Raw genomic sequence first — 3,427 nt, 5'->3', positions numbered from 1 at the left:
AGAGCACAGGGAGGGGGCTCAGCGCGGGGAGCTGATGGCGCTGCAGACGCGCTGGAGGTCGATGTGACGGCGGGAGGTCAGCAGCGGGGTCGGCCGGGGTGCGTGAACCACCCGACTGGCGTTCGACTCCACGCGCATCGCGCTTCCCTACCTTTTCACTAGGATTCCTCTTGGGGAGTGTCGATCGGCTCGCGGCCCACGTCAAGGGCGTCTCGTACGGCGGACGGCGCCCGCCCCGCCGGTCGCCGGTGCCGCCGGTCTCCGGTGCCCGCTCCCCCGAGGGGTCCTCGCGGTGGGCTCGTAAAGCTCGTGAAGACAGAGCCGACGACGCCGACGGCATCCGAGGACGTAGAAAAGCAGGGGGACGACATGAGATTCCTGGAGCGCGAGCGCGCGGCCCTCACCAGGTTGCTGCCCGGCCTCGACGACGGGCTGCGGGCGCTGCCACTGATGGTGTTGGAGAGCCAGAAGAGTCCGGGCATCGGATTGTTCCGTGAGTGCGGCGGCCCCGGGCTGCTGGCACCGGCGTCCCTCCAGGGGCGGGGCGCCACCGCGCTCGACACGGTACGGGTGCAGCGGGCGCTGGGCAGCCGCTCCCCGTCGCTGGCGGTGGCGACGACCATGCACCACTTCTCGATGGCCACGCTCGTCGGGCTGAGCGAGTCCGGCGGCGGCGAGGGGCTTGAGTGGATGCTTGTCCAGGGCGTGGCGGCCGACAACCGGCTGATGGCGTCCGGTTTCGCGGAGGGCCGCAGCGGCACCGGCATCCTCTCCCCCGCCATGACCGCCACGGTGACCCCCGAGGGCGTACGCATCACCGGCGTGAAGAAGCCGTGCAGTCTGGCCCGTTCCATGGATCTGCTCACCGCCAGCGTGATGGTGCCGTGCGAGGACGGCGAGGGCGAGGAGCTGGCCGTGGCCCTGGTGCCGGCCGAGACGGAGGGGCTCAGTGTGAGCGCCTTCTGGGCGAGCGGTTTCCTCGCGGGCGCCGAGAGCGACCAGGTCACGCTCGACAACGTTCTCGTGCCGCCCGAACTGCTGGTACGCACCGCATCCCCGGCCGGGTCCCGGCTGGACGAGGTGCAGACCGCCGGACTCGTCTGGTTCGAACTGCTGATGACCGGCAGCTATCTCGGTGCCGCGAGCGCCCTGGTGGAGCGGGTGCTGGGCCAGGACCGGGTGCCCGAGGCGGAACGGGTGCGGCTGCTGGTGGAGACGGAGGGCGCGATGGCCGCCGTGGAGGGCCTGGCCCGGCGGGTGGACGAGGCCGCCCCCGACGAGTCCGCGCTCGCCGACTCCCTGTACGTCCGCTACACCGTGCAGGACACGCTCGCCCGCGTCGTGCCGCGCGCGGTGGAACTGCTCGGCGGGCTCGCCTTCATCGCCTCGGACGAGGTCGGCTACCTGGCCGCCTGCGTCAACGGCCTCGCCCTGCACCCGCCGTCGAGGTCCCGGATGACGGGCCCGCTCGCCGCCCATCTGGCCGGGGCGCCGCTGACGGTCGCCTGAGGTCTTTCTGTACGAGGCCCACGCGCCGTACGCCCTGACACCGACCGGCCCCACCTGGTCGCGATCAGACCGACGCCGACCGCCGCCAACCCGAACCGAACGAGGGGGAAGTCCGCCATGCCCGAAACCCGGACCACAGCCGCCCGGACCACCGGTCCCCGGCCCACCGTGCTGCTCACCGGTGGCACCGGAGTACTCGGCAGAGCCCTGATCGACGAGCTGCTGCCCGCCTTCCGCGTCGTCTGTCTGCGCCACCGCACCCCGGTGGACGATCCCCGGGTGCACGAGTTCCGCGCCGATCTGATGGAGCCCCGACTCGGCCTGTCCGATGGGGAGTTCACCCGTCTCGCCGCCGGTGTGGACATAGTGCTGCACTCCGCCGCCGCCACCAACTGGCAGTGGGAGCCGGGCCTGATCCGGCGCGCCAATCTCGACGGCACCCGCACGATGCTCGACCTGGCCGCCCGCGCCGGGGCGCCCTTCTTCCATATGAGCACCGCCTTCGTGGCCAACCCGCTGGCCCCTGAGGAACAGAAGCGCTTTCCCGGCGCCGCCGCCTATCTCGCCTCGAAGACGGAGGCCGAACAGGCGGTACGGGAGGCGCCGGTACCCGGGGTGATCATGCGGCCGTCGGTGGTGATGGGCGACTCGGTGACCGGCCGGATCGCCGGGATGCAGGGGCTGACGCGGGCGCTCGGGGCCATCGTCAAGGGTCAGGTCCCGGTCATGCCGGGCGGGCCGGACTCCCGGATCGACATGGTGCCCCAGGATGTCGTCGCCCGTGCGGTGGGTGACCTGATGCGCGGCGGGGTCACCGGGGGCGAGTACTGGCTGACGGCCGGCTCGGAGGTGCTGTTCCAGACCGAAGTCATCGACAACTGCCTGGAGTTCGCCGAACGGTACGGGTCCCGGCCGCATCCGCCCCGGCTGATTCCGCTGGAGTCGGTGCACCGGCTGCTGCTGCCGCTGATCGAGGGGCCCACGTTCCCGGAGTCGCTGCGCCGCCGCTTCCAGACGTACGCGGAACTGCTGCTGGTCTTCCAGCGGGCGCTGCCCTTCGAGTCGTCCCTCGGCACCCCGCACTGTGGCCGGGCGGTCGTGAAGGAGGAGCTGCGCGAGGCCCTCGTACGCAACCTGGAGGCCTGGGCCGCCCGGCCCGGCGGAATGCGCGGCCGGGCGCGCCTCCAGCCGGCGAGCGCCGCCGCTGCACGCCGGAAGGCTGTCCACCAGACGTCTCAGGAAGCAGTCCAGGCAAGGGAGTTGGCGTCATGACCACCTTTCCGATCGACTCCCTGCTCCACTCCGGCACGGACCCCGGGACCGACAACGCCACCCACATCGCCCGCCTCTACCGGGAACATCTGTCCTCCGGCCGCGCCGTCATGGGCACGGTGCTCGGCGGCATGCTGGAGACGGCGTCCGAAGGGGCGTGGATCTTCACCGAGGACGGTCGCCGCTATCTCGACTTCGGCGGCTACGGAGTCTTCATCCTCGGCCACCGACACCCCGCCGTGACGGCCGCCGTGCACTGCCAGGTCGACGCCCATCCGCTGGCCTCCCGGGTCTTCCTGGAGCCGGTCGCGGCCCGTGCCGCCGAGGCCCTCGTGGCCCGCACCCCGGCCGGCCTCGACCGGGTTCACTTCGTCAACTCCGGTACGGAGGCCACCGAGGCGGGCCTCAAACTGGCGCGCGCCCACGGGCACACCGCGCTGGTGAGCATGGCGGGCGGCTACCACGGCAAGACCCTGGGCGCGCTCTCCGCCACCGCCAACGCCAAGTACCAGGACCCGTTCCGCCCGCTGCTGCCGAACAGCCACGTCGCCCCGTACGGCGACACGGAGGCGCTGGCGGCGCTGCTCGACCGGCTCGGCGAACGGGCCTGTGTGATCGTCGAGCCGGTGCAGGGCGAGGGCGGGGT

General features: G+C 72.2%; 4 protein-coding genes. 3 read left to right on the top strand and 1 reads right to left on the bottom strand.

The window, feature by feature from the left end; all coding sequences use genetic code 11:
• Nucleotides 1-18 precede the first annotated feature (18 nt).
• Nucleotides 19-138, bottom strand: coding sequence for a putative leader peptide (locus AOK08_RS48760; RefSeq protein WP_338400162.1), 120 nt, complete (start codon nt 136-138; stop codon nt 19-21).
• Between the two features lie 231 nt (nt 139-369).
• Here AOK08_RS48760 and AOK08_RS33485 point away from each other — a divergent pair, with 231 nt between their 5' ends.
• The 3 genes from AOK08_RS33485 to AOK08_RS33475 all read left to right on the top strand — a co-directional run.
• On the top strand, nt 370-1,509 hold the full coding sequence (locus AOK08_RS33485) for an acyl-CoA dehydrogenase family protein (RefSeq protein ID WP_055533003.1): 1,140 nt from the start codon (nt 370-372) through the stop codon (nt 1,507-1,509).
• A gap of 117 nt (nt 1,510-1,626) precedes the next feature.
• Nucleotides 1,627-2,781: an SDR family oxidoreductase gene (locus tag AOK08_RS33480; RefSeq protein ID WP_055533001.1), complete on the top strand. Its 1,155-nt coding sequence runs from the start codon at nt 1,627-1,629 to the stop codon at nt 2,779-2,781.
• A partial coding sequence (locus AOK08_RS33475) for an aminotransferase class III-fold pyridoxal phosphate-dependent enzyme (RefSeq protein WP_157876899.1) occupies nt 2,778-3,427 on the top strand: 650 nt, incomplete at its 3' end. The genes AOK08_RS33480 and AOK08_RS33475, both read left to right, overlap by 4 nt.

The sequence above is a fragment of the Streptomyces graminilatus genome (genome assembly GCF_001418565.1).
Taxonomy (GTDB): Bacteria; Actinomycetota; Actinomycetes; order Streptomycetales; family Streptomycetaceae; genus Streptomyces; species Streptomyces graminilatus.
This window is presented reverse-complemented; position numbering and strand designations above follow the sequence as displayed.

Excerpts from the sequence above, each read along its gene's own strand:
- AOK08_RS33480 (WP_055533001.1), top strand. The coding sequence starts at position 1,627 with ATGCCCGAAACCCGGACCACAGCCGCCCGGACCACCGGTCCCCGGCCC.
- AOK08_RS48760 (WP_338400162.1), bottom strand. The coding sequence starts at position 138 with ATGCGCGTGGAGTCGAACGCCAGTCGGGTGGTTCACGCACCCCGGCCG.
- AOK08_RS33485 (WP_055533003.1), top strand. The coding sequence starts at position 370 with ATGAGATTCCTGGAGCGCGAGCGCGCGGCCCTCACCAGGTTGCTGCCC.